This window comes from Mycolicibacterium brisbanense (genome assembly GCF_001570425.1).
Taxonomy (GTDB): domain Bacteria; phylum Actinomycetota; class Actinomycetes; order Mycobacteriales; family Mycobacteriaceae; genus Mycobacterium; species Mycobacterium brisbanense.
This window is the reverse complement of sequence record NZ_BCSX01000007.1, coordinates 75,497-98,079: the sequence shown is the minus strand read 5'-3', so window position 1 is coordinate 98,079 and position 22,583 is coordinate 75,497. Positions and strand designations below refer to the sequence as shown.

The following is a 22,583-nucleotide window of genomic DNA, read 5'->3' as shown; positions in this document are numbered from 1 at the left end:
GTTTGATCACCGTGAAGGAGACACCATCGTGGCTACCCGTGAGCCCGCGCCGCTGGGCGCACCCATCTGGATCGACCTGACCACTTCCGACGTCGAGCGCGCCCAGCAGTTCTACGGGGCGGTGTTCGGCTGGACGTTCGAAACCGCAGGTCCCGAATACGGCGGCTACGTGAGCGCTGCCGTCGGCGGCCGGCGGGTCGCCGGACTCATGCGCAACGATCCGCAGTGGAACGCGCCCGACGCGTGGACCACCTATCTGCACACCGCCGACGCCGACGCCACCGTCGCCGCGGCTGTATCGGCCGGCGGCCAGAGTTGTGTGGCGACGATGGATATCCCGGGCAGGGGACGGATGGCGCTGCTCAGCGGCCCCGGCTGCGGGTTCTTCGGGCTGTGGCAACCGGCGGGCCACGACGGCTACGAGGCCGCCGACGAGGCGGGTGCGCCTGCCTACTTCCAGTTGACGACGCGCGACTACGCCGGCTCGCTGGACTTCTACCGCACAGTGTTCGGCTGGACCACCAACACCGTGTCCGATACCGACGAATTCCGGTACAGCACAGCGTCGTTCAACGGCGTTCCGGTGCTCGGGGTGATGGACGGCAGCGCGTTCCTGCCCGAGGGAGCGCCCGCGACGTGGACGGTGTTCTTCGGCTCCGACGATGTGGACAAAACCATCGAATTGATCGTGGAGAACGGTGGTTCGGTGATTCGGCCGGCCGAGGACACGCCCTACGGCCGGCTGGCCGCTGTGACGGACCCGACCGGTGCAGCGTTCAATCTGACGTCTCTGCCGGGCTGAGCGCGAAGTCGGCGAAGTCAAAGCCCGGCACCACCACGCAACTGACCAGGGCCGGTTCGTCATCGAGCGGCCGCGCCCGCTGCCAGTGGCCCGGCGGCACCAGCAACTGCGGATGCTGCCGGGCCGTGATGTCGGGGCCGAGCACGTGGGTGGCCGCGCCGTCCTGCTCGGGGCCGATCTGCAGCTCGAGCGGGCTGCCGCGGTGATGGAACCACAGCTCGGCACTGCGCACCGTGTGCCAGGCCGATTGCTGCCCGGGCATGAGCAGGAACAGGATCGCGGTACCCGCGCTGCGCGGGCCGGTATAGCCAGGGGGCAGCGCCGCTTCGCTCACGGTCAGGTCACTGCGCCAGGTTTCGCGATACCAACCGCCCTCGGGGTGCGGCGACAGATCGAGCTTGCGGGCCCAGTCCGGTAGTGACGTCACACCCGATAGTCTCGTCGCTATGGTGCGTCTGCGTCCAGGTTGGCTGGTGGCTCTGTGCGCGGCCGTCCTGGTGGTGGTCGCGTGGCTGCCCTGGTTGACCACGAGCGCCAATGGTGGTGGACGCGCCAATGCGATCGGCGGAGCGGTCGGCAGCATCGTGCTGCACAAGGGCTTCGGCGCCGGGCAGCTGATCGTGCTGCTCGGCTCGATGTTGATAGTCGCGGGTGCGATGGCCGGGCGTGGTCTCTCCGAACGGATGGCATCGGCTGCGGCGCTGCTGGTTTCGTTGCTGCTGATCGGCCTGACGGTGTGGTATTACACCCTCAACGTCAAGCCGCCGGTCGCGGCGGGCTACGGCCTCTACGTCGGAGGGGGGCTGGCCGTGGGCGCAGCGGTGTGTTCGGTGTGGGCGTTGGTGTCGACGTTGGGGCGGTCATGAGCGAGTTCGTCAAACCCGTGGAACTGACCGGTCAACAGTGGGTGCGGCTGGAACCGCTCACCCGCGCGCACATCCCCGAGATCGACGCTGCCGCGGCCGACGGTGAGCTGGGCACCCTCTGGTACACCATGACCCCGGTTCCCGGTGGGGCCGAGCAGTGGGTCGAGCGCATGCTGGAGTTGCGCGCCGCCGACCATGGGGTGAGCTTCGTCGTACGCACCCTCGACGGCAGACTCGTAGGGTCCTCGAGCTATCTGCATGTGGACGGGCCCAACCGCAGGCTCGAGATCGGCCACACCTGGTACGTGGGCGATGTCCGGCGCACCGGCGTCAACGCCGAGACCAAACTTCTGATGCTCGGCCACGCCTTTGACGAGTTGAACTGCGTGGCAGTGGAATTCCGCACCCACTTTTTCAACTTCGCCAGCCGGGCCGCGATCGAGCGATTGGGCGCCAAGTTGGACGGTGTACTGCGCAGCCACCAGATCGCGGCCGACGGCTCGCGGCGCGACACCGTGGTGTATTCGATCCTCGACATCGAGTGGCCGGCGGCCCGTAACAACCTGGAGTTCCGGCTCGCTCAGCGCGCCGGCTGACCGACCCCGATAGCGCCCGCCCGCAACGGTTCTCCGCAGTGGTCGCACGTCAACGCGGCGGTGAACCCGGCACCACAGCTGGTGTGGGTCAACAACACCGCGGGGCCTTCGGGCGTGGTGTACCAACGCTGCGCCCAGTCCAGTGCGGTGAGCAGGATCGGCAGTACCGCCCGGCCCTTCTCGGTGAGGCAGTAGCGGCCGTCGCCGGCCTCCAGCACGCCGTAGGCGGTGAGGATCTGTAACCGATCGGTCAGTGATCCCGGTGGCGGGCCGAGCAGCTCCTGGTATGTGGTGAACCGGCTGGTGCCGACAAAGCTCGCGACCAGGATGGCGAACGACCAGCGGTTGCCCAGGATGCTCATCGTCTGCGGGAACAGGTCGGGCTGGCCCGGGGCACGGTCGGTGTGGGTGCGCCTGCGGGTGGATTCGACCGGCATGGACCGCGGCCAGGATCCACTCGGACCCCATTGCGCGGTAAGGGTTTTCTCGTTCGCCGTCGCGCCACAGCCGCGGCAGGTGAGCACGGGGGAACACTCGGCGCCGCAGCCGCGGTGATACATGGCAGGCAGTGTCTCGGTGTGTTCGGGCACCCATCGGCGTTCCCACTCCCAGATGGACACCAGCACCGGCCACAGCGACCAGCCGCGTTTGGTGAGCCGATACTCGAACCGTGACGGGTTCTGCTGGTATTCGTGGCGGTCCAGCAGCCCCTCACGTGTCATGGTGGCCAGTCGGCGCGTGAGCACCGAGTTGGAGATCGGCAGCCGCGCCATGAATTCGGTGTAGCGGGTGGCTCCGAGCAGGGCCTGCTGCGCGACTAGCAGAGTCCATTCGTCACCGAGGAGGCCGAGCATGCGGCCGACGGCATTGGGCTGCACCTAGATCCGCCACCGGCGCAACTCGTCACCCGACGCCCAGGTGCAGTGGGTGCCGCTGGAAACCCGTTCCGGGAGAGCCAGTTTGCACACCGGTCCGTCTGCCACCCGGGCCGCGTCGAACACCAGGCAATAGGACGCGTCGGCGTTCATGTCCGTGGTGATGGTCACCAGGTAGCCGTCGTCTTCACCGGCCCCGCCGGCGCGTGGGGCCATCGCCGTCTCGCTGCCGTACACGCCGTCCTCGAAGGCGAACCGTTCCTCGGACCCGGTGTGCAGGTCGTGCCGGACGAGCCCGTCGAACAGGAACCAGCCGGGCTTGCCGGTGGCCGCGTAGGTGTAGCGGTAGTCGCGCCCGGCGTATTCAGGGTTGATCATGCCGAATTCGGTGAGGCTGTCGGACAATTGCTCTTCGCGGGTGGTGCCGGTGAGCAGGTTGAACCGCCACCGGTGCAAACGGGTCTGCATACCGTCGAGGGACAGATACCGGAAGAACCGCTGCCAGCGGCGGTCCATCCCATGGTCGATCCCGTCGTCGGCGGGCTCTGGCGAGCCTTGGAAGAACCCGTCGAGCACGATTTCGTCGCCGTCCTCGAAGGCGTTGGTGAAGTGCAGGACATAGGTGGGATCGGCCTCGAACCACCTGATCTGGCCGGGCTGACCCCGGCGGGGGAGGATCGCGAACCGTGACGGTAGGTCGCGGTGCAGACGCGGGACGTGAGCGTTGAGCTTGAGCAGTTCGGCATCCCAGAACAGCGGAAAGTCGTTGAGAATCACGTAGTTCTCGGTGAAGGCCATATCGTGCGGCAGCCGCGGGCCGGGCAGTTCGACGTCGACGTAGTGCACCAGTCGGTTGGTGCCGTCGACCACGCCGTAGTGCATGTACGGCGCCTGCTTGCCGTAGTTGAAGAACAGCAGTTCGCCGGTGCGGTCGTCGACCTTGGGATGTGCCGAGACACCCAGATCTCTCGGGAACTCACCCGACCAGTCCTCTTTCCCGAGCATGTCGCCCGTGCACGGGTCGATGCGATACAGGTCCCCGCATTGGTAGAAGCTACTCAGGGCGACGCCGCGGTGCACGGTGACATCGGTGCTCGACGCGTCCTTCATCAGGGTGCGTGCGCCCCAGCCATGGTCGCGTTGCGCGAGATTGACGGGTTCGGCGATACCCGGCCACAGCGGCCCGCCCGCCGCGTTCTCGGCCAGGAAACCGTCGGTGCGGATGAACCTGTTGCGGTAGAACGCTTTCCCGTCCCGGAACCCGACGATGTGCAGCATGCCGTCACCGTCGAAGGGGTGATAGACCTTGAACGCGGGGTGCAGTGGATTCTCGGTGTTGCGCAGATACACACCGTCGAGGTCGGCGGGGATCTCACCGTCGACGACCGGCAGCTCGTCGGCGTTCCACTCGGTGGTCTGCGGCCGCCACGGCCCGGTGCGGTACGGGTGGTCGTCGTCCTCGGGCAGGGTGGACAGGTACTTGGCGACGACTTCGGGATGCACGGTCACGCGGCCGTACCTCCCGCCACGACGAAGCTGACCGTGGTCGCGGTGCTACCTCCGAAGTTCAACGTGCCGAACGTCTTTGCCCCGTCCACCTGATAACCGCCTGCCCTCCCGCCGACTTGTTTGGCTGCGTCCAGCAACATGCGGACACCTGAAGCCCCGACAGGGTGACCGCCACCGATCAAACCGCCGCTCGGGTTGATCGGCAACCGCCCACCGATTTCGATCTCCCCGTTCTCGATGGCCTTCCACGATTCGCCCGGTCCGGTGAGCCCGATGTGGTCGATGGCCAAGTACTCGCTAGGGGTGAAACAGTCGTGCACCTCGAATCCGTCGACGTCGTCGAGGGTGACGTGCGCCCGGTCGAATGCATCCTGCACGGCGCTGCGGACGTGGGGCAACAGGTAGGGGCTGTCCTCGGTGGATTCGCCGGTGCGATCGAATTTCTGCTGCAGACCGAGCCCCACGGTGCGGTGACCCCAGCCGGCGATGCGGGCAAGCGGGGTGGCACGTGGATGTTCACGCAGGAACCTGTCGGTACCGAGCACCACACCGGCTCCGCCGTCGGTCATCTGGCTGCAGTCGAAGCGTCGAATCCGGCCTTCCACAAGGGGATTGGTGAGTTCGTCGTCGGCCGTCAGGTCAGGCACCGTCCAATTGCGGGTCTGGGCATTCGGATTGGCCCGGGCATTGGCGAAGTTCAATGTGGCGATGGCATCCAGATGAGCGGTCAGCAGGCCGTAGCGGCGGTCGTACTCGTCGGCCACGTGAGAGAACATCGATGGCCACAGGAATGTTGCCTCGGTGCCCTCGTGGTCGGTCCAGGCCGCGGTGCCCAGGTGTCGCGCGGCCACATCGCCGGGCACGGTCTTTTCCAGTTCGACCCCGATCACCAGCGCGCTGCCATAGGCCCCCGACCGCAGATCGGCCATGGCGGCCAGGGTGGCGACGCTGCCCGACGCGCAGGCCGCTTCGTGGCGGGACGCCGGGGTGGCCCACAGACCTTCGTGCACGGTGGCCGGCATCGCTCCGAGATGAGCTTGCCGAGCAAATAGCTCGCCGAACGCGTTCGCGACATGCACAACGCCGATGTCGGCAGCCGTGATCTTCGCCGCTGCCAGCGTGTTGTCGACGACTTCACAAGTCAGGTCCGCGAAGTCGAGCTCCTCGCGGGTGAGATTGCGGGCAAAGTCACTCTGGTATCCGCCCAGAATCCAGACGTTTTCCATGGCGCGAGGCTACTACAACTAAGAGAGTGACTGGGCCGATTTGACCGGAGGTTGTTTGTGCAACCTCCGGTTAAACCGACTCAGTCGTCCCAGCCGTGACCGTGACCATGGCCGTGCCAGCGTGGCCCGTCATCCCAGCGACCCCAGCCAGGAGTGTCGACGCACGCGTACGCATAGCCGAACGGCCCGCTCACGCACACATCCGGACCGGCCGAGGCCGGCGCCGCACCGGCAACGGAGATGCCGATTGGCACCACCAGTGCGCCCAGCCCGATCACAGCGGCCCGCGTCAGTTTCGAAATCATTCCCCACCTCCGGGTTTGTATTGCCTGTACGAGCTCAAGACCCCCGTCTGTGAAGAACCTTAGTACACCTCCGGAAATTCCTCACCAGCGGGTTTGTTGAAGTGCACCAATGGCTTTGCTCTCACAGGAACTTCACTAGTTATTGCGCTGTCAACGTTTGCAGCGAGAAAATCCTGCTGCGCGTGGCGTGACAGAGGCGATCAGTTGTGTTGCTCGTCGTCGAACTTGATGGCGTCGAGTTCGACGGCTTTGGCCTGGAGCCGCTCACTGACGAAGGTGTCGGCTGCGACCAGCCGTTCGGCGTTCCAGCGGATGTCTTCGGCGTACACCCGGGCCGCCGTGTGGCGGGCGGCCATGTTGGAGAGGTCGGCACGCCGGGTGTCGCGCACGGAGAGGTCATCGTTGACCTTGAACCCGTCGGCTTCGGCCTCCGCGATCGCCTCGAGGACTTTCTGTTGGGCCGCGTGGATATCGACGATGCCGTTCTCGGCGATGTCGGCCGCCTCGACGATGACGTCCGCGTGGTTGCGGACCACCGCTGCGTCAGCGGTGACCCGGTCCAGCGCGGCGTCCTTGGCCGCGCCCTCCCACTCGCTACCTGCCGGCGTCGCGACGTTGAGGCGGTGCTGCGCGAACAGCGTGTCGGACTCGCTGGCGGAGGTGCGCCACCGGTTTGCTGCCGCTTCCAGATGCGACGTGTCCCAGTTCTCGATCTGCGAACGGGAGGGGAGAACCGGTTCCGGAGAATCGGCCGGGCTCATACCGTCCTGGCAACCGCACCGGCGCCTTCATCATCGGCGTCGGTGTAGCGGATCGCTGCTGTGCGCATTGCTGTGTGGTGGGTGCTCATGCGCGCCGACTGGCGAATCCGGACCGATGCGACGGCCGCGCCGAACCGGGATACGCCCGCATGGCTGGGCTGGCCGCCAAGACGGGGGCCGCCCTCCGCGCTTGCGGCAAGTCTGTCCGCAATATCCGCACTGCTTGCCGCGCTCGCAGTCAAACCCGCGCCGTCGACTATAAGACCTGCCATTTAGTGCCCCTCGCCACACACAACAGATAGGCGGACGCTACCACTGCCGAAAACGGCTGATCGGTGGGGCGGGGTAATTGTGGGTGCCGGGTCCTGGCCGCAAATCGGCGTTACGCCTGGTAGCCCGCATGTGAAGCAGATGTCCCGGTGCTGGGAAGCCCTTTTGCGCACCTCGCGTGTCGGTGGACGCGGGCAGGATGTGGCTATCCACAGGCTCTATCCACACTGGGGATGAATTACACGGCTGTGATTCCCGGGGCGGCCGTGGCGCTAGCGCGGTTTTGTCCAGGTGATCGCGTATCGCCAGAGTGGAAGTCGTCGCCAGCGCATGCCGGGCAGCGCTGCCACGGCGATCTGCCTGACCTGGTCGTAGGTGTGAGGAAACTCCATCACCACCGGCGCGCTGTGCTGCCAGTAACCCCGAGTGCGCGAGTAGAACTGGTGCTGTACAGCGCCGATTACGTCAAGCGCGTAATCCGACGGTGACGAGCTGCGGGCGCAACCGATCACCACCAGGGCCCCGCCCGGAGCGGTCAGGTCGGCCAGACGTGCCAGCCCGCCCGCGAGGTCGGGAAGGTGGTGGACGGTCGCGACCGTTGCGACGAGGTCGTAGTGGCCCTGGGGTAGCGGGGATGTCATGACATCCCCGATCATCCAGTTGACCTCAGCCGGGTCGTTCCGCGCGCGACCGATGACCTCGGCGTCGGAATCGATCCCGGTGACCTCCGGAATCTCGCTACGCAGACGCGCGGCCAGCAGCCCGTCCCCGGTGCCTACGTCGAGCGCGGTTTGGGCTCCGGGTGGGACTGCTGACAGCACGATGTCGTAGTAGTGCGTGTTGTGATTCCAGCGATCGTGGCGATCACGCACCACGTCACGTGCCCTTCACGTTGAGGACCTGGCGCAGTTGGTGTTCCACCTCCACGAGGTCGGCGGCGTCGGCCATCACCTGGTCGATGTCCTTGTAGGCATCGGGGATCTCGTCGACCCATTCGGCGCCGTGGCGGTACTCGATGCCCTGCATCCGCGCGGCGAGATCGTCGGCGGTGAAGCGGCGACGTGCCTCATTGCGGGAGAACCTGCGGCCGGCGCCGTGCGGAGCCGAGCACAGTCCTGCGGCATTTCCCTTGCCGCGCACAATGTATGAGCGGGTGCCCATCGAGCCCGGGATGACCGCGCGCACCCCTTCGTGAGCGTCGACGGCGCCCTTGCGAGTCAGCCACACATCGCGCCCACCGTGGTGCTCCTTCTGCGTATAGTTATGGTGACAATTCACGCGATCGACCTCGATGTCCGCAGCGCCGTCGGCGTCGATGCCCATCCACGTCGCCAGCACCGTACGGAATCGATCCATCATCTCCGCGCGGTTCTCCAGCGCGAATCGCTGCGCCCAATGCAATTCCCTGATGTAGCAGGCGAATTCGGGTGTCGATTGCGGCAGGTAGGCCAGATCGGGGTTCGGCAGCTCGATCCACCAGGTCTTGCACAGCCGCTGCGCAATCTTGATGTGCTTCTGCGCGATCTTGTTGCCGACGCCCCGCGATCCGGAGTGCAGGAACATCCACACCCGCTGCTGCTCGTCCAGGCACAGCTCGATGAAATGGTTGCCGCCGCCGAGCGATCCGAGCTGCTCGCGCCACTTCGGCGAGTGCGACAGGTCGATGTTCTCGGCACGAGCCCGCTCTTCGAGGTCGGCGAGCCGATCGCGGGTGAACCCGAAGCGGTCGATGTTGGCGTTGTAGTTGCCCGGAGACAACGGGGTGGCACGCTCGATCGCCTCACGCAGCTCCGCGAGGTTGCGTCCCGCCAAATCGGATTCGGCGTAGATGGTCCGGGCGGCGATCATGCCGCACCCGATGTCGACGCCGACCGCGGCCGGGATGACGGCGTCGATGGTCGGGATGACGGTTCCCACAGCCGAACCCTTGCCGCTGTGTGCGTCGGGCATCAGCGCGATGTGCGGATGCACAAACGGCATCGCCGCAGTCTCTTTCGCCTGCTCGATGGTGTTGTCATCGATCTGCGAGGCGAAGTTGAGCAGCTTGTGGCCGTCGATCTGACGCATGACATCGATTGTCCCGTACCTGTCGACTGCTTATTCGCGGCAGTTTCGCGGCCACGCCTGGGGGGCGGAGATCAGGCCAGGTACGCCCAGCCGGCGTGAAAGATGTTGGGAAGAATCAGGCGTGCCTATTCCGTCATCCAGTAGGTCAACACCATCGATTGGCCGTCAGTCGGGAAACCGATTCCCTCGAAAACGATTTCGCCGGGCGCAGATTCGGCATCGGGACGGTTCCGCCAGGTCAGGCGACAAGCATCCCCGAGCCGTTCGATACGCAGATCCAAATCGCCCACCAATTCGTCTTCGGCGCTGAAGTACTGAACGTGGTAGTCACCGGGAAAGCCGTCGGATGTGTCGCCGGTTGCGCGGCCTCGGCAGACCTTGGCGCCCTCCTCGACTTGGTCAGCTGTGATCCAGTGCGCGTCGATGACGTCTTTTTCGTCAGGATTGATCCGGTATTCGCAAACACCGATCACCGCTGTGTGGATCATGGCGAAATCATAGGCCGCTGTCCTGGCGTTATTGCGGTCTTGACGGCACCTGACCGGGCTACCAAACGGGTCCTCTTCGGCCCCGTGCCACGCGGTCGTGTTCTCACGGTGGTCGGCACCTGCTCGACCGGACTACAACCGGTGAATAATCGATGGGTCGACGTTACGTAGCACAGCTAGATATAGCTTCTGACGTGTGCCCCCGGCAGGATTCGAACCTGCGACACCGGCTTTAGGAGAGCCGTGCTCTATCCCCTGAGCTACGGGGGCTCGGGACCTATCGAAATAGGTGGTGAAAACCCACAGGGACGACTCATGGTAGTCGGCCAAGCGCCGATCAGTGGCATCGGGTCCGGCGTGTAGTGGTCGACGACTGCGATGTGGGCGACGGCGCACGGCGGCGTCCGTTGTTTTCGCTGTCCAAAGTCGTCGTCGAACGTTGGACCGGCCACACATGGTCTGCGGTGACTTTCGGCGGAAGAGTGCCTCATACGGTGCCGAACCTGATCACTCAGCCGAGTGGGGCTGCAGAAACACTGAGGAGCGATGGTGACTCTTGAGAAGTCCGAAACCAAGGAAACCGATGCCGACCCGGAGGCGATACAAGACGGCGGTCTTGCTGCGGGGGTCATCACGGCCCGCGAGGCGTTGTTCCAGGCCGTCAGTCATCTGGGGCCTGCGGCGGGAATCATCATCCTGGCGCCGGTCATCGCCGGCCTCGTGGGCGCCTCGTCGCCGCTGCTGCTGATCGCCGCGATGGTGGCAGTCCTGCTCACCGGCCTTTGCGTGGTGTCGCTCGCGCGCAAATTGCCGTCAGCGGGTGGCTATTACACGTATGTGAGCAACAGCCTGGGCGGCCGTGCCGGCTTCGTCACGTCGTGGTCATATCTGCTCTACGACCCACCGCAGCCGGCGTTCATCCTGTTGGCCACCGGAGGCATCCTGCAGCCGGTGATCGAGCAGCAGCTGGGCATCACCATCCCCTGGTGGCTGCTGACGCTCGTGCTGATCGCGATCGTCACCGCTCTGACCCTGTTGGGCGCCAAGCTTTCCGCGCGCGCCACCGTGCTCCTGGGCTTGTTCGAGACGGTCGTGATCGTCGCGTATGCCGTTGCCGTGCTGATCCATACCGGTCACGTGTCGGCCGAACCGTTCGCGTTCCCGCACGTCGATTCTCAGCAGTCGCTGTTCCTCGCATTCGCGTTCAGCGTTCTGCTCTTCACGGGTTTCGAGTCGGCCGCACCGCTCGCCGAAGAGACGGTAGCGCCACGCAAGGTGATCCCGCGCGTCGTGATGTTGTCGATCCTGCTCGTTGGTGCGGTGTGGGTTTTCGTCGACTACGCATTGGTGATGGGGTGGGGAATCGACAAGGCGACGGGCATCGCCGATGAGCCCAGCCCGTTCTTCACGCTGGCCAACGTGGTCGCCCCGTGGCTGTGGATCCTGGTGGCCTTCGCGTTGCTCAACAGCGCGTTGGCGATCTCGCTCGCCGGTGTCAATGCCGGATCACGCGTGATGTACGCGCTTGGCCGTGCCGGTCTGTTCCCGAAGTCCTTCGGCCGCACCCACACCAAGTGGCAGACCCCGTGGACCGCGATCCTGGCGACCGCAGCCTTCAATGCGGTGCTGGCCATCGGCGTCGGAGTGTGGCTCGGCCCGGTTCCCGGCGCCGCGTTCATCGGCCTGATCATCACCCTGGGCGTCATCGTCGTGTATGTGCTGGGGAATTTGTCTGTCCCGGTGCTCTATTGGAAGCGCTACCGTCCGGAGTGGAACATTGTCCGTCACGGTGTGATCCCGGCGGTCGCCACGGCGATACTTCTACTCGGGCTGTACTACTCGCTGGTGCCGATCCCGCTGTATCCCAACAACATCGTGTTGTTCTTCGTTGCTGGATGGTTGGTGCTGGGCGTCGTTATCGCGACCACCTTGTGGCGCACCCACAAAGCCGAATTCGAATCCGCCGGCGCTGTCATGTTTTCCGGTGACAACGCCGGTGAGGAGGGCAAAGATGACTGATGTGATTCAACCCAACGTTGTGGCCTCGCCGTCGATCCCGCTCAGCTTGCAGGGCCGGACCGCGATTGTGACGGGCGCGGCCAGCGGCATCGGCCGAGCCATCACGGTCGCATTCGTGCGGGCCGGCGCGCAGGTGGTGGCAGCGGATATCGATGAGGCCGGTGTCCACGTAACCGCCGAGCTGACCGAGGATCCCGACAGGGTCTTGCCGTTTCGGGCAGATGTCAGCAGTGAGACGGAGATGGCCGCCCTCGTCGACGCGACGATCGCGCGCTTCGGACGCTTGACCACGCTGGTGAACAATGCCGCGGTCTCGCTGCCGGGGACCGTGGTCGAAACGTCGCTGCAAGACTTCGACCGCAGTTTCGGCGTGAACGTCCGCGCCGCGTTCGTTGCGTGCCAACTGGCGATCCCGCACATGCTGGAAGCGGGCGGCGGCAGCATCATCAACATGGGTTCGGTGAACAGCCTTGTCGCAGAAAAGATGCTGGCGTCGTATTGCGTCAGCAAGGGTGCGCTCCTGATGCTGACGAAGAGCGTCGCACTCGACTTCGCCGATGCCGGGGTTCGGTGCAACTGCATATGTCCGGGATGGGTCGATACGCCGATCAACCTCGCCCACGCCGAGCGTCTCGGAGGCCTCGACACCGTGCGGGCAACACTGCCGGACTGGCAACCCATGGGCCGTGAAGGCCGGCCGGCGGAAATCGCGAACGTCGCCGCGTTTCTCGCCAGCGATCTGTCGAGTTTCATGACCGGCAGCGCTGTCGTCGTCGACGGCGGCATGACGGCAGGCTGAGGCGGGATGTCGGCAGGGGCGACGCTGGCCGACCTTGTCGAGGTGCTCGATTGCGAGGTCCTTGAGCACCCCCGGGGGATGGCGGTGTCGGTGGGTCGGGTCGTCGTCCTCGACGAGGCGGATTTCGCGACGCATGGCGCGGGTCTTCCCGAGGATGCGATCGTGCTTCTCATCGACACCGCATCCGATGCCGTCGTCCGGCTTGCCGGAACCGCCATCGGCGAAACGGCAGTGGCGGCACTCGTCGTTCGCGGCGAACTGTCGCCCTCGGCACACGACCTGGCGCTCAGCGTCGGCGCGGCGATACTGCGGGTGTCGGCCCAGACCAGCTGGAATGACGTGCTGCGCCGGGTCGAGCGCATCAGTGCACCTGAGACCTCTCGGCCTCAGGGCGCGACACCGGGTTCACTGGATCTGTTCGGTATCGCCGACGCCGCTGCGTCAATCGCGGGCGGCGCGGTCACGGTGGAGGACTCGCTGCACCGGATTCTGGCCTACTCCGCCGATCAATCCGATACCGACGATGTTCGCATCCAGACGTTGCTGCACCGTCGAACACCCGCGCCGGTCATCGAGGAGTTACGGCGCAACGGCACCCTTCGTGCGGTCCTGGCGGCGCAGGAACCGCTTGTGCTGCAGGATGTGTCGCCGGGCGCACGGCCACGTCTCGTGGTGCCGATCCGCAGCGATCACGAGGTCTTGGGCCTGCTGTGGGCGGTATTGCCGCCCACAGCAGCGAGTCCGGGGCCCGAGGCACGCGCCGGCTTTCTGCGCTGTGCCGCCCGGGCCGCGACGCACCTGGTGCAGCTTGACGGTGTGCTCGGCCGCGTGCGTCGCGTGGAGGTTGAGCATCTTGCCCGGCTTCTGCACAGCGGCGACGAGTCCGACGTGGCGAGCCACGCGCAGGTGTTGCCTGATGGTGTGCACTGGGTCATCGCGGCGGCCTTCGAGCTCACACCGGACCGCAGAACTCACGCGAAGTCGCGGGTGGTGCACCTGTTGGATCGCGCGAAACTCGTGGGCGACGTCCAGTTGATCGTCGGCGATCTCAACGATTTGCTCTATGTCATCGTGTCGGCGCCGACAGCAGACGCCGCGCTCACCGACCGGATCATCGCACTCTTCGCGGACATCCCGGGAATCTGCATCGGGCTCAGTTCACCCGCGATGGGTCCCGGCCAACTGCCCCAGGCCCGGCTGCAAGCTGAACGCGCGCTGTCGGTCGCCCGCCATGGACATCACGAACGCGTCGCCGTCTTCGACAACGTCTGGCCGACCGCCGCGCTACTGCGGTTGGCCACCAGTCCACTGGCCGCCGAGATCGTGCGGAGCGGTCCGGTGCGCCAGCTGACGTCCCTCGACCTGCAGAACGGCACCGAGTACGTCAAGACGCTGCGCGAATACCTGCTCACCGGTGCCGATTCTCGTGCCGCCGCCGCACGGTTGAACGTGCATGTCAACACGGTCCGGTATCGCATCGGCAAACTTCGTGAGGAAGTCGACATCGACATCGAGGATCCCTTGTCTCGTCTGGTGATAACGCTGCAGCTCGCTCTGCTCCAGCTGCAGGAGGCGCGCTGATCCATCGACGGAGGGCCCCGGGAATCGGGGCCCTCCGGCCGTGAATTCGGTTATCTCGTCATACACATCGGGGGTGCGCACGCAGGTGCCCGTGGGGCGGGGGCCTGACGGGGCTCCGGGGCGGGGCGCGGAGGCGGCGCCTCGTGCACCGGCGGTGCCTGCTGGATCGGCGGCGCCTCGTGTACCGGTGCCTGCTGGACCGGCGGCGCCTCGTGCACCGGTGCCTGTTGGACCGGCGGTGCCTCGTGCACTGGCGGGGCCTGGCGGATCGGCCGCTGTGGAGCGGGGGCTTCCTCCACGGGTGCTTGCTGCACCGGCTTCTGCTCGGCCGGGGCCTCAGGCACAGGCGCCTGGTGAACGGGCTTCTGCTGGACCGGGGCCTGCGGCTCAGGAGTCGGGGCTTGCCACTCGGGAGCCGGAGCCTCGTGCTGCGCCGGTGGTTCCGGTGCGGTCCGCTGTTGTGGTGGCTCCTGTGGAACGGGCGCTACCGGATGAGCCGGGGCATCCGGTGCGGGTGCCTCTGACGCCGGGCCCTGCGGCACGTGAACCGCCGGGTTGTCCGGGAGCTGAACCGGCGCACCTTCTGGTGGGCCAGCAGGTTTCGGCTCGGCCGGTGGCACGCCAGCAGGGTTCTGCGCGTCAGGGTTCGGTGAGCCGGCCTTCGGTGGGATGGCCGCCAGCCCGGGGTCTGCTCCTGGTGCCACGTTCGCCGGCTTGCCTTGCTGTTTGACCGTCGGCGGCGTGAAGGCGGGTACCGGCGCAACCTTGGGTGCGGTGAACCCGGGTGCCACCTTCGACGGCGGCGCTGTCGGCGCAGGCGCGGTCAATGCCGGTGGTGCGAAGGGTGTTTGGTGGTCAGCCGCGGGCGTGGCGAGTATTTTCTCCGCCGCTGACGGTGGCAGCGACGTGACCGGAGTGACGATCCGTGGGCTGAGCTCTTTGGTGAAGTCTCGCGCCGACTTGTTCGCCAGGTCCTTCATCAGCGTCCCGGAGTTTGTCGTCACCGTGTCATTGGAGATGAACTGTGCCAGTGAGGCATTCAGGTTGACGACAGGTGCGGACGCATGGATGTTGACGTTGGTGACCGAGTTGACGGTGGTGACCACCGGCACGGTCGGCGCCCAGTCGCGGTTGCGCGGATTGTGCCAGTCCCGGTTCATGTTCCAGTTCTGGTACAGGTATGGGTTGAATCCGTGCGCCTGGTCCCATTGAGTGCGGTGGTACACCGGATCGTCGTGGCGGAACCGCCACTGGTAGTACTGCGCGTACGGATGGTGACGGTTGTACCAGTCCACATCGCGCGGGTCACCGGGGTGGCCACGGTGTTGGCCCCATTCGTTGCATCCGTCGCGGTCCCAGCCGTCGCGGTCGTACCCGGCCCAGTTGTAGCCGGCCCAGTTGTAGCCCCAGCGGTCGTATCCCCACCGGTCATACCCCCAGCGGTCGTAGCCCCACCGGTCGAAGCCGAGGAAGTCGTAACCGTACTGGTTGTAGCCGCCGAGGTTGTAGTTGTACCAATCGGTGGGGTCGTAGCCGTAGAGCGGTCCCCACGACGGGTCGTAGTAACCGAGGTCTTGGAGATTCGGCGTCAGCGGAGGAGCGTAGGGCTGTGGCCAGTCGGCCGCGGGGGCGTATGGGACGTCGGGCGGCGGCGGGCCGTAGTCGTCGGGCGCGACGGTGCCTGACTGATCGGTGATCGGGTAGCCCCATGTCGGCGCGCTCGCGCCGGTCAGCGCGACATCGGCCGGCTGAGACGGGCTGCCCGGGTCCGCGGCGGCCTGCGGTGCCGGAGGCGGTGCGGGCAGTGCGGGAAGTTCTTGCGCCGAGCCGGGCGTGTACTGCAGAAGTTGTTGTGTCAGTTGCAAATAGAGGTTCTGCAGGTTGGTCCGCTGCGGTGACGGGGACAGGTAGTCCAGGTCCTGCTTGGCCTGGTTGAGATACGTGCGGGCCTCGGTCAGCTGATCGGCTGTGGGCTGCTGTCCGCTGCCCAGAATGTCCTGGGCGTTCTTGAGGTCGTTCACGACGGCGGTGAGGGCGACGTCTTGCGCGTGCGCCGGAAAAATCGTCTTCTCGACACCCCACAGGGTGCCGCCGGGCGAGGTCTCGTAGCTCGCGCCCAGCAGGCCAGCGACGAGTAGCACGGATACCCCGCCGGCTACGGCGGTTTTGCCCCTGCGCGAGCGGGGGATGAGCCTGCGCCACCGCGATGTCGGCTCGGCGGGTGGCATGACATTCTCCCGCAGGGGCAGGGGACTGAGAGTCGACATGTCGACCTCCTCAACTACGGCCCGGTGGCCGTATCGCGTCGCTCCCGACCGCGCGATGTCCGATGGTGAAATGGCTGTTGACCTGCGGCGGGGACATGGGACCCACCGCAAGTACTAAGCACAACTAAAATTCTACGACGCGTCACTCTGTGCGCCAGTTTCCAAGAGACATTCTCATCAATCCACAGCCCACGCATAGCTAGGCACAGGAAGCCGTTCGATGGGCCGTGGACGCCCGGAAGTGCCGGTGCCGCTTGATGTTCGACGCGTTCAGCTGCGATTCGTCCGTCCGTTGTCGGCGAGGTCCTCCAGTTCACGGTCCCATCCGGCGTAGCGGCGCCGATCGACCCGGTTGTGCACCACGACCAGCAGGGTCGCACCGACTCCGGCGACCGCCAGCCACGACACGATCGCGATACCGGCCGCGTCGATCGCCGCATCGCGGTCGGTCAGGGGAGCCACGGTCCGATTGCCTGCACCGTCGACCCACACGGACTTGTGGTCGCCGGGTTTCAATCTCACCGGGGTCCGGACGGTGTCGATGTGCTGCTTACCCGCGAACTGCCACTGGACCGGCGTCACGAAGGCATCTTGATTGCGCATCTTGCTCGGCGCGCTGGCGTCCGTGGTCACGGCGTCGACGCGGTGGGTGGTGAGCCGCTGAGCGGCGTACTCATGCACGCGAGTGTCGTAGGCCGTCGTGCCGATGGCCCCGGCCACGGGCATGGCCAGCAGTACCAAGACCAGCACAAGGAAGCCGACAGCGGCCTCGATTCGATCGCTCGTGCGGACCAGCGGGCCGCGGGTTGCGAGCCGGCGGATCCAGGTTCCGGCGTTGAGCGTGAAGGTCTCCATGATCCCTCCTCGTATACCCGGTCGGCAGCCACCCGACACGATCCACACTGCCCCAAATCGCGGCGGGCACCACAGAGTCGAAAGTCCCACCTTCCGGGACACCGGCCATCGCACGCTTATCTCCCACTGTGCCAGACCGATTCTGGGGCAATCGATCTCGTTCGCTGTGACAAGCCTGGTTGTGGGCAAATCGGCATGGACGCCGACGCCGGTGGTTAGGGTGGAAACCCTGGGCGTCGATTCGGATGCCCAGGGTTTGAGTAGCAAACGGGCAACGGCGATGACAGATGACATCCTGAGCGACACGGAGATCGCCGCGATGACGGCGGCGCAGCGGCGCGAGCTGATTCAACGCCTCGAACGTCCACTCGAGGAGCTCCAACCGCGCGGACTGCCTGCGAGACTCAAGCAAGCACACCTCGGCCTGATGACCGGCGGTGCGATTTTCATGATCCCGTGGATCGTCTATCTGTCGGTGACGTTGCCCGAGAACTACACCGTGCGGGATTGGCCGCTGACCTGGGTCGGATTCGACAGCGTGCTCGTCTTCTTCATGGCGGCCACCGCGATCCTGACCTGGATGCACCGTCAGGTGCTGGTGTTCCCGGCCTTCACGACAGGCATCCTGCTGTTGTGCGACGCATGGTTCGACATCACGACGGCGGGCCCCGGCGACATGTTCGCGTCGGTGCTGACGGCGGTGCTGGGCGGTGCGCTGGCCTTCGTGCTCATCGCCGGGTCGGTGAGTTTGGTGCGGGTGAATGCCCGGCGGTTGTGGATGCTCGACCACGGGCAGCCACTGTGGCGGCTCCCGCTGTTCTCCTGAGGGGTGTATAGACGTGTCCGTGAGTGCTCCGAACGCGTCTGGAACGTGAATGTCCGATAGGTCGAAGCCCGCGACCGCGGGGCTACGCCGGCAACTGGGTGTGTTCGATGCGGTGGCCATCGGGCTGGGCTCGATGATCGGGGCCGGGATCTTCGTCGCCTTGGCACCCGCTGCACGGGCGGCCGGGACGGCATTGCTGGTCGGGCTCGCGGTGGCCGCGGTGATCGCCTACTGCAATGCCACCTCGTCGGCACGCTTGGCCGCGCTGTATCCGGCGTCGGGAGGCACGTACGTGTACGGGCGGCAGCGTCTCGGCCCGTTCTGGGGTTACCTGGCCGGCTGGGGATTTGTCGTCGGCAAGACCGCGTCGTGCGCCGCGATGGCGTTGACCGTGGGGTTCTACGCCTGGCCCGCTCACGCGCACGCGGTCGCGGTCGCCGCCGTGGTGGCCTTGACCGCGGTGAACTACGTGGGTGTGCAGAAGTCGGCGTGGCTGACCCGGGTGATCGTTGCCGTGGTTTTGGCGGTATTGGCCGCGGTGGTGGTAACCGCGTTCGGCAGCAAGGACTTCGAGGTGTCCGGGTGGGCGCCGTCGGCCGGATCGGCGGCGGGCATCCTGCAAGCTGCGGGGCTGTTGTTCTTCGCATTCGCCGGCTATGCGCGCATCGCGACACTGGGTGAGGAGGTGCGTGACCCGGCTCGCACCATCCCGCGGGCCATCCCGATCGCGTTGGCGATCACGCTGGTGGTCTACGCACTCGTGGCGGTCGCCGCGCTCGGTGTGCTGGGCCCGCACCGGCTGGCGCAGTCCGCGGCGCCGCTGGCCGAGATCGTGCAGGCCGCCGGTGCCGCATGGCTGACACCGGTGGTGCGGGTCGGGGCGGTGGTGGCGGCGGTGGGGTCGCTGCTCGCGCTGATCTTGGGTGTGTCGCGCACGACGTTGGCGATGGCCCGCGACCGTCATCTCCCCGGCGCACTGGCCGCCGTGCATCCGCGGTTCGCGGTGCCGCACCGGGCAGAGTTGGCGGTCGGCGTGGTGGTCGCCGCCCTGGCGGCCACCGTCGATATCCGGGGTGCGATCGGATTTTCGTCGTTCGCTGTGCTGTTCTACTACGCAGTGGCCAATGCCTCGGCCTGGACGCTCACGCCGGCGGAGGGGCGGCCGCCGCGGCTCATCCCGATCGTCGGCCTGCTCGGCTGCGTCGTCGTCGCGTTCGCCCTGCCGCTGGTGTCGGTGCTGGCCGGGCTCGCAGTTCTGGCCGTCGGCGCAGTGGCCTACGGCATCCGCAGGCGACTCACCTCAGCTGCGCGATGACCTTCGCGAACTGTTCGGCGTGCGCGGCTTGCACGATGAAATAGGTGACCCCGTAGGTCTCCCGCAGTTCCCGCAACCGGTCGGCGATCGCGGTGATCGACCCCGACAGCACGCCGGGATGGCGCAGTAGCTGCTCGTCGGTGAGGTCGGGCAGGAAGCGGCGGGGCATGCTCAGATCGGGCAGTTCGGATCCGGCAGCGGGCATCGCGGTGATGGCGATGTTGAGTTCGAGGTCGTCGAAGCGTGAACCAGCTGCGTTGCGCACGAAGTCGATTCGTTCCTTGAGCGGATCTCCGTCGACGTGCGAGCCGCCCGTGAGGCCGACGATGTCGGCGGTCTCGGCGGCCACTGTCAGCAACCGGTTGCCGTTGCCTGCGATCAGGATCGGCACGTTGGGCACATGCTGGGAGACGTACGTCGTGATGTGGCGCAGGTAGTCGACCCGTTCGCGGGCACTGGGGAACGGCAACTCGGCAGCCTCGAACTCCTCACGCACATAACCGGCCCCGAGTCCGGCGTCGAACCGTCCTCCGGACAGGTCGCGCAGCGCCTCGATGTCGCGGGCCAGCAGGGCCGGCTTGTAGAAGCACGCGTTGAACACGAAGGTCCCCACCCGCAGCGTGCTGGTCGCGTTGGCGGCGGTCATCAGGGTGGGGAAGGGGGCGGGTGCGCCGAGATGGTCGGGCACATGAAGGATGTCGAAGCCCTGATCCTCGGCGCGGCGGGCGGAATCGGCGACCTGGCTGTGGGTCTTGGCGGTGCGCAGGCCGACGCCGAAGCGGAAGTTGCGGGTCACTCGCCCGAGAGTAACCGCCAATTCCGCGCTGCGGCGGCCAGGCCGTCGATGAGTGCGGCCGTCACCGGTGAGATCCCGTCGTCGGCCGGTACGGGACTGCGCGGGCTCAGGTCACGCACCCGCGGCGGGAGTTCCAGCTGCACGCCGCGCACCCGATTCACCGGATTGTCGGGATGCAGGCCCCGGAGTTCGCGAGGGATGGCTGCCAAGTCGGTGATCACCTCGTAGCCCGGGATGGCGATGTGGCTTGCCACATGCCGGGCGAGAACACGGTCGGCGCCGCCGGCGAGCATCTGGGTGCTGCGTCCGATCCGGCCGTAGCCGTGCAGTGAGACCACCGCCTCAACATGGTCGAGAAAGGCTGTGAGACAAGCAGATTCATCCACGAAATAGCGCGCCGAAGGCAGGTGATGCGGATAGCCGTCAGGGTGGCGTACCACATACACCGACGCTCGCGCCGCGGCAGCGGCGCGCTCGGCGATCACGTCGGTCATCTGCTCCAGCCCGCCGCCGTGGATGGCCAGAAAGCCGAAGCGGGACCGCAGCTCACTGTGCTCGTCGACCCCGGGAGTTTCGAGCAGTGCCGAGAATGACTGGGGCTCAGGGATATTCGTCAAAGCGGCGGGCTGCGGCCAGCCCGCGGGATCCCAGCGCCGCAGGAACTTGACCCAGTGCGCGGGAAGTTTGTGATGGACGGCGCCGGCGATGATGCGTTCCAGGTATCCGGGTCGCGGCGGTCCGGGGTTGACGCGATGGTCGATGTACACCCACGCCGACGTGGGGCCGTCGACGGTGTGCACCGTCAGCCGGTCCCGCCGGTAGCGCACCGGCACTCCCTCGGCACTGTCCAACGCGGCCAGATCGTGGTCGGTCACCCGCCACAGCACGCCGTGCACCTCGGACCCGTCGAACTGCTCCACTGTGGCGACGCCGCGTTCGTTGATCAGCCAGTCGTGACCGTCGAGGCGGGCCGGCCGGGGCTCGATCGCGCCCGGGCAGCGGGCGGCCATCTGTGACACGCACAGATTGGAGCCATAGGCGAAGTACAGGTGCCGCATTCAGCCCGTGACGGTCAGATAGATCAGAACCACGTTCAGCACGGTAATGGTTGCCGCGACCGCCCAGCCCAGCATGGTGGTCACTCGGTGGTTGGTGTCGTCGCCCATCAGTGCTTTATCGCTGGTGAAGCGCACCAGCGGAATCAGCGCGAACGGTATGCCGAACGACAAGACCACCTGCGAGAGCACCAGCGCCCGGCTGGGGTCGACGCCGATGGCCAGTACGGCCAGCGCCGGGATGAGGGTGATCAACCGGCGCAGCAGCAACGGATAGCTGCGTCGCAGCAGGCCCTGCATGATCATCGCGCCGGCGTACGCCCCGACCGAAGTGGAGGCGAGCCCCGAGGCGAGCAGTCCGATCGCGAACAGCAGCGCGACCGCCGGGCCCAGAGCGTCCTGCACGGCGGCGTGGGCGCCCTCGATCGAATCGGTGTCGTTGCGTCCCTGCAGGTTGGTGGCGGCGACCAGCAGCATGGCGAGGTTCACCGCGCCGGCCACCATCATGGCCAGCCCGACGTCGAACCGGGTCATGCGCAGCAGCAGGCGTCGCCGTTCGCCGGCATCGGGGTGGCCGTGGCGGTCGCGGGCCAAGCCTGAGTGCAGGTAGACGGCGTGCGGCATGACCGTCGCGCCCAGCATGGCGGTGGCCAGCAGAAGGCTCTCGACGCCGTGGAAGCGCGGGATCAGGCCCTCGGCGACGGCTCCCGGCGGCGGTGTCTCGACGAACAGGCTGGTCAAGAATCCGATGGCGATGACCAGCAGCATGCCGGTGATGACGCGTTCGAACATCCCCTGACCGCGTCGGTCCTGTACCGCGAGCAGCAGCAGTGACACGACGCCGGTGATCACGCCGCCGATCAGAAGTGGCAGCTTGAACAACAGTTGCAGGGCGATCGCGCCACCCACAACCTCGGCGATATCGGTGGCCACGGCGACCAGTTCGGCCTGCAGCCAGTAGGCGATGCGTCCGCGGTTGTGCGTGTGGTCGGCGACGGTCTCGGGCAGTGAGCGGCCCGTGACCAGGCCGAGTTTGGCCGACAGGTACTGCACCAGGCCGGCCATGGCGTTGGCGAGGACGATCACCCACACCAGCAGGTAACCGAACTGCGAGCCGGCGCTGATGTTGGCAGCGACATTGCCGGGGTCGACGTAGGCGATCGCGGCGACGAACGCCGGTCCGAGCAGCAACCAACTCGACCGCTTCCGTGCCGTGACGTCCTGCAGCAACTGAACCCAGCTTTCGATCCGGTATCTCGAATAGGAAAGTTAGGTTAACCGAAACTTTTGGGTTTAAACCAGAAA

22 protein-coding genes and 1 tRNA gene are annotated in these 22,583 nt (G+C 66.3%); 8 read left to right on the top strand and 15 right to left on the bottom strand.

What is annotated here, in order from left to right; genetic code table 11:
* Nucleotides 1-28 precede the first annotated feature (28 nt).
* Nucleotides 29-802, top strand: coding sequence for a VOC family protein (locus RMCB_RS02915; RefSeq protein ID WP_062827548.1), 774 nt, complete (start codon nt 29-31; stop codon nt 800-802).
* Here RMCB_RS02915 and RMCB_RS02910 read toward each other — a convergent pair.
* Nucleotides 777-1,229, bottom strand: a complete 453-nt coding sequence (locus tag RMCB_RS02910) for a cupin domain-containing protein (protein ID WP_029369637.1) — start codon at nt 1,227-1,229, stop codon at nt 777-779. The genes RMCB_RS02915 and RMCB_RS02910 overlap by 26 nt on opposite strands.
* Before the next feature lie 19 nt (nt 1,230-1,248).
* On the opposite strand from RMCB_RS02910, the gene RMCB_RS02905 reads away from it, so the two are divergent.
* A complete protein-coding gene (locus RMCB_RS02905) occupies nt 1,249-1,668 on the top strand; it encodes a hypothetical protein (RefSeq protein ID WP_062827547.1) in 420 nt (139 codons plus the stop codon).
* Nucleotides 1,665-2,264 (top strand): GNAT family N-acetyltransferase, encoded by a 600-nt coding sequence (locus tag RMCB_RS02900; RefSeq protein WP_029369635.1) that lies wholly within the window; start codon nt 1,665-1,667, stop codon nt 2,262-2,264. The genes RMCB_RS02905 and RMCB_RS02900 overlap by 4 nt, the downstream gene beginning before the upstream one ends.
* On the opposite strand, the gene RMCB_RS02895 is transcribed toward RMCB_RS02900, so the two are convergent.
* From RMCB_RS02895 to RMCB_RS02855, 9 genes are all read right to left on the bottom strand, one after another.
* Nucleotides 2,249-3,118 carry a winged helix-turn-helix transcriptional regulator gene (locus RMCB_RS02895; RefSeq protein ID WP_062827729.1) on the bottom strand — a complete coding sequence of 290 codons (870 nt, stop codon included), beginning with the start codon at nt 3,116-3,118 and terminating at the stop codon, nt 2,249-2,251. The genes RMCB_RS02900 and RMCB_RS02895 overlap by 16 nt on opposite strands.
* Nucleotides 3,119-3,142: 24 nt before the next feature.
* Complete coding sequence (locus RMCB_RS02890) at nt 3,143-4,642, bottom strand: carotenoid oxygenase family protein (RefSeq protein ID WP_062827728.1); 1,500 nt, start codon at nt 4,640-4,642, stop codon at nt 3,143-3,145.
* Between the two features lie 2 nt (nt 4,643-4,644).
* Nucleotides 4,645-5,874, bottom strand: coding sequence for an acetyl-CoA acetyltransferase (locus tag RMCB_RS02885; RefSeq protein ID WP_062827546.1), 1,230 nt, complete (start codon nt 5,872-5,874; stop codon nt 4,645-4,647).
* Between the two features lie 80 nt (nt 5,875-5,954).
* A complete protein-coding gene (locus RMCB_RS02880) occupies nt 5,955-6,179 on the bottom strand; it encodes a hypothetical protein (protein ID WP_029369631.1) in 225 nt (74 codons plus the stop codon).
* A gap of 200 nt (nt 6,180-6,379) precedes the next feature.
* Entirely contained in the window at nt 6,380-6,940 is a 561-nt protein-coding gene (locus RMCB_RS02875) for a hypothetical protein (RefSeq protein WP_062827545.1), read from the bottom strand.
* Between the two features lie 542 nt (nt 6,941-7,482).
* Nucleotides 7,483-8,085, bottom strand: a complete 603-nt coding sequence (locus tag RMCB_RS02870; protein WP_062827544.1) for a class I SAM-dependent methyltransferase — start codon at nt 8,083-8,085, stop codon at nt 7,483-7,485.
* Between the two features lies 1 nt (nt 8,086).
* On the bottom strand, nt 8,087-9,277 hold the full coding sequence (locus RMCB_RS02865; protein WP_062827543.1) for an RtcB family protein: 1,191 nt from the start codon (nt 9,275-9,277) through the stop codon (nt 8,087-8,089).
* Between the two features lie 125 nt (nt 9,278-9,402).
* The gene (locus RMCB_RS02860) at nt 9,403-9,765 is read right to left on the bottom strand and encodes a hypothetical protein (protein WP_062827542.1); all 363 of its coding nucleotides are present in this window, start codon (nt 9,763-9,765) and stop codon (nt 9,403-9,405) included.
* Nucleotides 9,766-9,962: 197 nt separating this feature from the next.
* Nucleotides 9,963-10,035, bottom strand: a tRNA-Arg gene (locus tag RMCB_RS02855).
* A gap of 279 nt (nt 10,036-10,314) precedes the next feature.
* Here RMCB_RS02855 and RMCB_RS02850 point away from each other — a divergent pair.
* The 3 genes from RMCB_RS02850 to RMCB_RS02840 are packed head-to-tail and all read left to right on the top strand — an operon-like array spanning nt 10,315 to nt 14,164.
* Nucleotides 10,315-11,784, top strand: coding sequence for an APC family permease (locus tag RMCB_RS02850; RefSeq protein WP_062827541.1), 1,470 nt, complete (start codon nt 10,315-10,317; stop codon nt 11,782-11,784).
* Nucleotides 11,777-12,583, top strand: a complete 807-nt coding sequence (locus RMCB_RS02845; RefSeq protein WP_051244216.1) for an SDR family NAD(P)-dependent oxidoreductase — start codon at nt 11,777-11,779, stop codon at nt 12,581-12,583. The genes RMCB_RS02850 and RMCB_RS02845 overlap by 8 nt, the downstream gene beginning before the upstream one ends.
* A gap of 6 nt (nt 12,584-12,589) precedes the next feature.
* Nucleotides 12,590-14,164, top strand: coding sequence for a PucR family transcriptional regulator (locus tag RMCB_RS02840; protein ID WP_062827540.1), 1,575 nt, complete (start codon nt 12,590-12,592; stop codon nt 14,162-14,164).
* A gap of 50 nt (nt 14,165-14,214) precedes the next feature.
* Here RMCB_RS02840 and RMCB_RS02835 read toward each other — a convergent pair whose 3' ends face one another.
* Together RMCB_RS02835 and RMCB_RS02830 are read right to left on the bottom strand one after the other, a co-directional pair.
* Complete coding sequence (locus RMCB_RS02835) at nt 14,215-16,431, bottom strand: hypothetical protein (protein WP_131805479.1); 2,217 nt, start codon at nt 16,429-16,431, stop codon at nt 14,215-14,217.
* Nucleotides 16,432-16,701: 270 nt separating this feature from the next.
* Entirely contained in the window at nt 16,702-17,286 is a 585-nt protein-coding gene (locus RMCB_RS02830; protein WP_062827538.1) for an Rv1733c family protein, read from the bottom strand.
* A 280-nt stretch (nt 17,287-17,566) separates the two neighbouring features.
* On the opposite strand from RMCB_RS02830, the gene RMCB_RS02825 reads away from it, so the two are divergent.
* Nucleotides 17,567-18,112, top strand: a complete 546-nt coding sequence (locus RMCB_RS02825; protein WP_029372503.1) for a hypothetical protein — start codon at nt 17,567-17,569, stop codon at nt 18,110-18,112.
* Between the two features lie 49 nt (nt 18,113-18,161).
* Entirely contained in the window at nt 18,162-19,427 is a 1,266-nt protein-coding gene (locus tag RMCB_RS02820) for an APC family permease (protein WP_062827537.1), read from the top strand.
* Here RMCB_RS02820 and RMCB_RS02815 read toward each other — a convergent pair.
* The 3 genes from RMCB_RS02815 to RMCB_RS02805 are packed head-to-tail and all read right to left on the bottom strand — an operon-like array spanning nt 19,408 to nt 22,508.
* Nucleotides 19,408-20,223 carry an LLM class F420-dependent oxidoreductase gene (locus tag RMCB_RS02815; RefSeq protein WP_062827536.1) on the bottom strand — a complete coding sequence of 272 codons (816 nt, stop codon included), beginning with the start codon at nt 20,221-20,223 and terminating at the stop codon, nt 19,408-19,410. The two genes, RMCB_RS02820 and RMCB_RS02815, sit on opposite strands and share 20 nt — an antisense overlap.
* The gene (locus RMCB_RS02810) at nt 20,220-21,281 is read right to left on the bottom strand and encodes a poly-gamma-glutamate hydrolase family protein (RefSeq protein WP_062827535.1); all 1,062 of its coding nucleotides are present in this window, start codon (nt 21,279-21,281) and stop codon (nt 20,220-20,222) included. Before RMCB_RS02810 ends, RMCB_RS02815 begins: the two co-directional genes overlap by 4 nt.
* Complete coding sequence (locus RMCB_RS02805; protein ID WP_062827534.1) at nt 21,282-22,508, bottom strand: Nramp family divalent metal transporter; 1,227 nt, start codon at nt 22,506-22,508, stop codon at nt 21,282-21,284.
* Nucleotides 22,509-22,583 lie beyond the last annotated feature (75 nt).

What these genes read in the sequence shown, in the direction of transcription:
- RMCB_RS02905 (WP_062827547.1), top strand. Translation starts at nt 1,249, where the DNA reads ATGGTGCGTCTGCGTCCAGGTTGGCTGGTGGCTCTGTGCGCGGCCGTC.
- RMCB_RS02900 (WP_029369635.1), top strand. Translation starts at nt 1,665, where the DNA reads ATGAGCGAGTTCGTCAAACCCGTGGAACTGACCGGTCAACAGTGGGTG.
- RMCB_RS02895 (WP_062827729.1), bottom strand. Translation starts at nt 3,118, where the DNA reads ATGCTCGGCCTCCTCGGTGACGAATGGACTCTGCTAGTCGCGCAGCAG.
- RMCB_RS02885 (WP_062827546.1), bottom strand. Translation starts at nt 5,874, where the DNA reads ATGGAAAACGTCTGGATTCTGGGCGGATACCAGAGTGACTTTGCCCGC.
- RMCB_RS02880 (WP_029369631.1), bottom strand. Translation starts at nt 6,179, where the DNA reads ATGATTTCGAAACTGACGCGGGCCGCTGTGATCGGGCTGGGCGCACTG.
- RMCB_RS02875 (WP_062827545.1), bottom strand. Translation starts at nt 6,940, where the DNA reads ATGAGCCCGGCCGATTCTCCGGAACCGGTTCTCCCCTCCCGTTCGCAG.
- RMCB_RS02865 (WP_062827543.1), bottom strand. Translation starts at nt 9,277, where the DNA reads ATGCGTCAGATCGACGGCCACAAGCTGCTCAACTTCGCCTCGCAGATC.
- RMCB_RS02860 (WP_062827542.1), bottom strand. Translation starts at nt 9,765, where the DNA reads ATGATCCACACAGCGGTGATCGGTGTTTGCGAATACCGGATCAATCCT.
- RMCB_RS02845 (WP_051244216.1), top strand. Translation starts at nt 11,777, where the DNA reads ATGACTGATGTGATTCAACCCAACGTTGTGGCCTCGCCGTCGATCCCG.
- RMCB_RS02840 (WP_062827540.1), top strand. Translation starts at nt 12,590, where the DNA reads ATGTCGGCAGGGGCGACGCTGGCCGACCTTGTCGAGGTGCTCGATTGC.
- RMCB_RS02835 (WP_131805479.1), bottom strand. Translation starts at nt 16,431, where the DNA reads ATGTCGACTCTCAGTCCCCTGCCCCTGCGGGAGAATGTCATGCCACCC.
- RMCB_RS02830 (WP_062827538.1), bottom strand. Translation starts at nt 17,286, where the DNA reads ATGGAGACCTTCACGCTCAACGCCGGAACCTGGATCCGCCGGCTCGCA.
- RMCB_RS02825 (WP_029372503.1), top strand. Translation starts at nt 17,567, where the DNA reads ATGACAGATGACATCCTGAGCGACACGGAGATCGCCGCGATGACGGCG.
- RMCB_RS02820 (WP_062827537.1), top strand. Translation starts at nt 18,162, where the DNA reads ATGTCCGATAGGTCGAAGCCCGCGACCGCGGGGCTACGCCGGCAACTG.
- RMCB_RS02810 (WP_062827535.1), bottom strand. Translation starts at nt 21,281, where the DNA reads ATGCGGCACCTGTACTTCGCCTATGGCTCCAATCTGTGCGTGTCACAG.